This is a genomic window from Actinomadura sp. HBU206391 (genome assembly GCF_014323665.1).
Taxonomy (GTDB): domain Bacteria; phylum Actinomycetota; class Actinomycetes; order Streptosporangiales; family Streptosporangiaceae; genus Actinomadura_C.
Genome location: NZ_JABVEB010000372.1, coordinates 1 through 4,364 on the forward strand (window position 1 = coordinate 1; position 4,364 = coordinate 4,364).

Below are 4,364 nucleotides of genomic sequence, written 5' to 3' on the forward strand. Positions count from 1 at the left end.
GTGTCGGCGGACACCGGCTGGACGATGTGGATGGTCTCGCACTTCCACTACGACCCCGTGTGGTGGAACACCCAGGCCGCGTTCACCGAGGTCTGGTACGACCTTCCGGCCGCTGAGAGCATCCGGCCCGCCGAGGTCAAGACCGCCTTCGACCTCTGCCGGGCGCATCTGGAGGCGGCCCGGCTCGACCCCGACTACAAGTTCGTGCTGGCCGAGGTCGACTATCTCAAGCCGTACTGGGACAGCTTCCCCGAGGACCGCGCCGACCTGCGGCGCTTCCTGAGCGAGGGCCGCGTCGAGCTGGTCGGCGGCACCTACAACGAGCCGAACACCAACCTCACCCATCCCGAGTCGACGATCCGCAACGCGGTCTACGGGGTCGGCTACCAGCGGGACGTCGTCGGCGGGGATCCGGCCTCGGCGTGGATGCTGGACGTCTTCGGGCACGATCCTGCCTTTCCGGGACTGATGGCCGACGCCGGGCTGACGTCGAGCTCGTGGGCGCGGGGGCCCTTTCACATGTGGGGGCCGAACCGGCACGTCGGCGACAACCGGCGCATGCAGTTCGCGAGCGAGTTCGAGTGGATCTCGCCGGACGGGCGCGGGCTGCTCACCTCGTACATGGCGAACCACTACGGCGCCGGCTGGGAGATGGAACGCCGCGACAACGTCGAGGACGCCATCGAGGAGGCCGCCCGGCAGTTCCGGCTGCTGCGGCCGGTGGCCGCGACCCGCAACGTGCTGCTGCCGGTCGGTGCCGACCACGTGGTGCCGTCCCGCTGGTGCACCGAGGTGCACCGCGAGTGGGCCAAGCGCTACGTCTGGCCGAGGTTCGTGGTCGGGCTGCCCCGCGACTTCTTCGGCGCCGTACGACACGAGACGGGTGAGCGCCGGACGCGGCTGAGCCCGCAGACCCGCGACATGAACCCCGTCTACACCGGCAAGGACGTCTCGTACATCGACACCAAGCAGGCCCAGCGGGTCGCCGAGATCGCGGTGCTCGACGGCGAGCGGCTGGCCACGCTCGCCATGCTGCTCGGCGGGGCCCGCTACCCGTCCGAGGCCCTCGACAAGGCGTGGCGCCAGCTCGCCTTCGGCGCCCACCACGACGCCATCACCGGCAGCGAGTCCGACCAGGTCTATCTCGACCTGCTCGGCGGCTGGCGCGAGGCGTACGAACTCGGCGACGAGGTGCGGACGGCCGCCATCGACCACATCGCCGCGCACACCGACACCTCGGGTGCGGGCCGCCCCGTCATGGTGGTCAACACCTTGTCGTGGCCGCGCGACGGGATCACGGCCGTGCGGATCGCCTTCCCCGAGCCCGGTCACGGCGGCGTCGAGCTGCGAGACGACGTGGGCGGGCCCGTGGCCGCCATGACCGAGTCGCTGCGGCGGCACGGCGACGGCACCCTGGCCGAGATCACCCTGACGTTCCTCGCGAAGGACGTGCCCGCGCTCGGTCACCGTGTGTACCGCGCCGTCGAGGCCGCCGACGTGCCCGGAGGGTGGACGGCCACGGGCGGCCTCGTGGCCGCCAACGCCGCGTTCGGTGTCGAGGCCGACCCCGGGCGAGGGGGCGCGCTCTCCTCGATCCGCGACCTGCGAACCGGCCGTGAGCTGCTGCGCCCCGGCCGGGTCGGCGGCGAACTCGTCGTGTTCGAGGAGCACGCCACCCACCCGGTCTGGGGCGAGGGGCCCTGGCACCTGCTGCCCAAGGGGCCCGGGCGCGGCACCGGCGAGAACGTGGCGAACGTGCGCGTCGAGAAGTGCCCCATCGGCCGCCGGGTCGTGTCCGAGACGACGATCGACGAACTGCGCGTCACTCAGGAGACCCTGCTCTGGGACGGCGTCGACCGCGTCGACTTCCGCAGCCACGTCGACGGGTCCATCGGGCACGACCGGCTGCTGCGTATGCGATTCGCCGTCGACGTCCCGGGCGCCCGGCCGGTGTCCGAGACGGGGTTCGCCGCCGTCGGCCGGTCGTTCGGCTTCCCCGACGCCGACGCGGCCGAGTCACTGTGGACGCTCGACAACCCGGCGCACAACTGGGTGGCGCTCAGCTCGGCGGCGCGCATCGCACTGACCGGCGCGGACGGCTCGCGGCACGAGCACGCGATCGGCGTCGCAGAGGTGATCGAGCCGGATGTCGCCGAATCCGCCGGTGCGCGTTTCCCCGACGAGGTCCGGGCACTCGTCGCCGGGCTCGCCGGCCAGGGCGTCACCGCCACGTGCTCACGGCCGGGCGGCCCCCGCTACGGCTCCCTCGACGTCGACTCCAACCTTCCGGACGTACGGATCGTCCTCGGTGGCCCCGGCGACAACGCCTTCGCCGCGGCGGTGCTGGCCGACGCCGACGTCTCCTACGCGACCGCGCTCGACCGGCACGGCCGGGTGTTCGTGCCGGCCGTCCGCCCGCTCGAGGACGTCTGGACCCCGACCGCCGACCTGCGCGGGCCGCGGGACCTCCCGGTGCTCATCGTGGCGGGCGACGACCTGGGCGCCGAGATCACTCGGTTGAGCACCGACGTGGCCGACTCGGTCATCGAGGTCTCCAGGCCCTCGGACCTGGCCGGGACGCCCGACCCCCTCGACGGCTACTCGGTCGGTCTGCTCAACCAGGGGACACCCGGGTTCGTCGCGGGCACGGACGGCACCCTGTATCTCAACCTGATGCGGTCCTGCAGCACATGGCCGTGCGGCGTCTGGATCGACGGAGCGCGGCGCACCGCCCCCGACGGCTCCAGCTTCGCCTGGCAGCACTGGAGCCACACGTTCTCCTACTCTCTCGTCGCCGGTCCCGGCGACTGGCGGGACGCCGGATTCGTCCGGGCCGGGCAGGAGTACAACCACGGCGTGCTCGCCCGCCCCGTCCGGCCGGGCGGTGGCGCCCTGTCCACGGCCGCGAGCCTGGCGTCGGTGGAACCCGGCCATGTCGTGCTCACGGCGCTCAAGCCGAAGGGCAACCCCCTGGCGTCCGGAGAGCCGGGTGAGGCCGACGTCTCCGAGGGCGTGATCGTGCGGGTGTACGAGTCGTCCGGCCGGCCCGCCGAGGCACGGATCCGGCTGCTCGGCGGGCTCACCGACGCCCGGGTCGTCAACGTTCTGGAGGAGACCCGACCGGAGGGTCACGAGCAGGTCGCCTCCGGCACCGAGACCGGCGACACGGTGACCGTGCGGCTCGGCGCCTCCGGCATCATGACGCTGAGCGCCCGGCCGGCCACGTCGGACGCCCCCGGCGAGCCTTCCGGCAGGGCTTCCGGCGAGAGTTCCAGCGAGGCTTCGAGCCGGCTTGTGGGCCGGGCTTCGGGCCAGGGACGCCTCGGCCCCCGGACCGAGCCCGCGCAGCCGGTCTTCGCCCGCTACTGGCTGCACAACAAGGGACCGGCGCCGGTCGGCAACCTGCCGGTCAGCGTGCACATCGGCCCGGCCACAACGTCGCTGAGCGAGCCGGAGGACAGCACGACCGTACGGGTGACCGTCAGTACGTCGACCCGTCCGGCGGGCGGCCGCGTCGAGCTCGCGGTGCCGCAGGGACTGTCCGTGGACCACGCGCCCCTGGAGTACGACCTCGTGGCCGGTGAGCACGCCGAGTTCACCCTGACGGTTCGGGCGCACGCCACCGGGACGTACTTCCTGGCCGCCCGGATCGGCGATGCGCTCGGCCAGGTCATCGAGGACAGCACCACGGTGATCGTCGGAGCGGGACAGGCGGAAACGCCGGTCTCGGTCGCCCTCCAGCCCGAGGGTCTGTTGCTGCCCCCTGGTGGCGAGGGAGAGATCATCGCACGGCTGAGCAACCCGACAGGCGGCGAAGTGCGCGGGGAGGCCCAGCTCATCAGCCCGATGGGCACATGGGGTCCCGGCTCCGACACACTGGTCACGCCCTGGACACAAGGCTTCGCCGTCGCACCCGGTGCCGCCGCCGACCTGCGCTTCGTCATCCGGGCTTCCGCCGCCGCACGGCGGGGCGCGCACTGGTGGGTCATGGCCAAGGTCGCCTGTTTCGGCCGGCTCCACTACACCATGGCCATCCCGATACAGATCTCCGCCGACGAGCCGGTGTAGACCGCCTGTCGCAGGTGGGCCGTACGGGTATCCGGTTCAGCCACCTCGAGGGAAGCTGCGTAGCACCTTGCCGTTGAGGTCAGCCGCCATCGACCAGGTAGTGGTTGGTCGGCTTGGCGACGCGGAGCGTGCGCTGTGCCGTACGCAGCAGACCGGGCACCGAGTCCCAGCTGAACGACCTCTTTCACCTTGGCGTCGTCGGATCCGGTCCGGAGCGAGCAGGCTCACCTGCCCGGTGCGGTCGGCGCCCGCTCCGGCTGCGCGCCGCTTTAGCGGTGGGTCTGATCGCCTTCGGC

General features: G+C 72.3%; 1 protein-coding gene. It reads left to right on the forward strand.

Annotation, left to right across the window (positions count from 1 at the left end; all coding sequences use genetic code 11):
- The coding region (locus tag HKK72_RS36625; RefSeq protein WP_187238983.1) for a glycoside hydrolase family 38 C-terminal domain-containing protein at positions 1–4,068 on the forward strand (4,068 nt) is incomplete at its 5' end.
- Between the last annotated feature and the right edge of the window lie 296 nt (positions 4,069–4,364).